Here is a 2,239-nt window from a genome sequence, read left to right as displayed (position 1 = left end):
AGGCAGAACGACTCGGGCAGCACGATCCACTCGATCTCCCACGGGCCGGTCGAGCGCTCATGATCGGCAACCATCGCGTCCATCAAGGCGGCGGCGTGCTGGCGCACCACCGAGATCGCGGCGTGAATGTAGCAACTCGAGATGGGGTTGCGCTTCTGCGGCATGGTGCTGCTCGAACCCCGGCCGTGCGCGAACGGCTCGTACACCTCGCCGACCTCGGTCTGCATCATCAGCTTGACGTCCATGCTGAGCTTGCCGAGTGTGCCGCCGATCAGGCCGAGCACCGCGCCCACTTCGGCGATGTTGTCGCGGATGGTGTGCCAGGCGATCACGGGCTGCTTCAGCCCGAGCTCGGCACACAGGCCAGCCTGCGTTTCCATCGCCCCCACGGCCAGCGACGCCAGCGTGCCGGCCGCGCCGGCGAACTCGCCGACCAGCACGCGCTCCCTGAGCTGCGCGAGGCGCTCGCGGTGGCGCTCGATCGCCGACAGCAGCCCGGCCATCTTGTAGCCGAAGGTCACCGGGATGGCCTGCTGCAGGTTGCTGCGGCCGATCATGGGTGTCAGGCGGTGCGCCTTCGCGTGCCTGGCCAGCGCGGCCGAGATCGCCTCGAGGTCGCGGTCGACGAGGGCCAGGCCCTCGCGGATCTGCAGCACGGTCGCGGTGTCCGTGATGTCCTGGGTGGTCGCGCCCCAGTGGCAGTACTCGCCGAGCTTGTCGCGGCACAGCGCATTGAGCTGCGAGACGACGCCGAGGACGGGGTAGCCGATGCGCTCGGTCTGCTGGCGCAGCTTGCCCATGTCGATCTGCTCCAGCCGGCAGTGGCTGACGATCTCGTCGGCGGCTTCCTGCGGAATCAGTCCCAGGCGACCCTGCACCTTGGCCAGCGCGGACTCGATGTCAAGGTACTTCTGGGTGCGATTCTCGTCGGACCACACGTGGCGCATCTCGTCGCTGGAGAAGATGCCTTGGAAGATCGCGGAGTCGATAAGGGTGGCGGGCATGATGGAGTGCTTTCTGAAGATCAGGATGGAATCAGGCGCCGGCGCGCTGCAAGGTGCGTCGGGCTTGCAGCACGACCGGCCGGTCGACCAGTCGACCCTCGAGTCGGGCCGCACCGGGTGACGCGGCCTCGGCAGCCAGGACGCGCCGCGCCCAGTCGATGGCCTGCGCGCTCGGTGCGAGGGCGGCATGGACGGGCCCGATCTGCCGGGGGTGGATGCACAGCTTGGCGCCGAAGCCATGGCGGCGCGACCAGGCGAGGTCGGCCAGCAGCTGCCGTTCGTCGTCGAGCTGGGGCGTCACGCCGGCGACGGGCGCAGGCAGGCCCGCGACGCGCGAAGCGATGGCCAGCACGCTGGCGGCATGGCCCAGGCCGTCGGGGCCGTCTGCCATGTCAAGATCCAGGTCGAGCGCGTAGTCCAGCGTGCCGAAGACCAGGCGGGAGACGCCCACAGCACCTGCCACTTGATGCGCGCTCGCGACGCCTCTCGCGCTTTCGATCAGCGCGAGCACACGAGCCTCGGGCAGGGCGTCACGAACGGCTCGGACCTGCGCCGCGGACTCGGCCTTGGGCAGCATGACGTTCGAGAGGCCGGCCTCGCGCAGCAGCTGCAGGTCGTCGGCAAAGGCGATCGACTGCGGATCGTTGATGCGCACGACGGTACGTTCACGCTCGCCTTCCGCGGCTTGGCGAGACCACTGCGCGACTGCATCGCGCGCCTCGGCCTTGGCCGACGGCGCGACGGCGTCTTCGAGGTCCAGCACGATGGCATCGGCAGCGCTGGCCAGCGCCTTGGCGAAGCGCTCCGAGCGGTTTCCAGGCACGAAGAGATAGGTGCGCGGGTCCATCAGATCGCCTCCGCGGCCCGCAGCGCGCGGATCTCGTCGGCACCGATTCCCAGTTCCCCCAGGATGGCGTCGGTGTGCTCGCCGAGCGCGGGAACAGGATCCATGCGAGGCCCCTCCTCCCAGGTTCCCGGCGGCAGCATGGCCGGCAGCATGCCGACGGGCGAGCCCACCTCGCGCCAGCGCCGGCGCGCCTTGAGCTGCGGGTGCGCCCAGACCTCGTGCATCGTGTTGACCCGGGCGTTGGCAATCTGCGCCGCTTCCAGGCGCTCGGCCACCTGCGCTGCGGTCAAGGTCGAGAAGGTGTCGACGATGAGCTGGCGCAACGCCGCGCGCTCGGCCACGCGCCTGGCGTTGCCGGCGAAGCGCGGGTCACGCGCCAGCTCGGGAC

3 protein-coding genes are annotated in these 2,239 nt (G+C 70.0%); all 3 read right to left on the bottom strand.

Going from position 1 to position 2,239, the window contains the following annotated elements; all coding sequences use genetic code 11:
- The coding region (locus AC1D12_RS31415) for a class-II fumarase/aspartase family protein (RefSeq protein ID WP_477845102.1) at nt 1-1,004 on the bottom strand (1,004 nt) is incomplete at its 3' end.
- Between the two features lie 31 nt (nt 1,005-1,035).
- Nucleotides 1,036-1,851: an HpcH/HpaI aldolase/citrate lyase family protein gene (locus AC1D12_RS31410; protein ID WP_465112079.1), complete on the bottom strand. Its 816-nt coding sequence runs from the start codon at nt 1,849-1,851 to the stop codon at nt 1,036-1,038.
- The coding region (locus tag AC1D12_RS31405) for a CoA transferase (RefSeq protein WP_477845101.1) at nt 1,851-2,239 on the bottom strand (389 nt) is incomplete at its 5' end. The genes AC1D12_RS31410 and AC1D12_RS31405, both read right to left, overlap by 1 nt.

The organism is Rhizobacter sp. P1_G5 (assembly GCF_056405435.1).
This window is presented reverse-complemented; position numbering and strand designations above follow the sequence as displayed.

Coding starts and splice junctions, on each gene's coding strand:
- AC1D12_RS31410 (WP_465112079.1), bottom strand. CDS start 1,851: ATGGACCCGCGCACCTATCTCTTCGTGCCTGGAAACCGCTCGGAGCGC.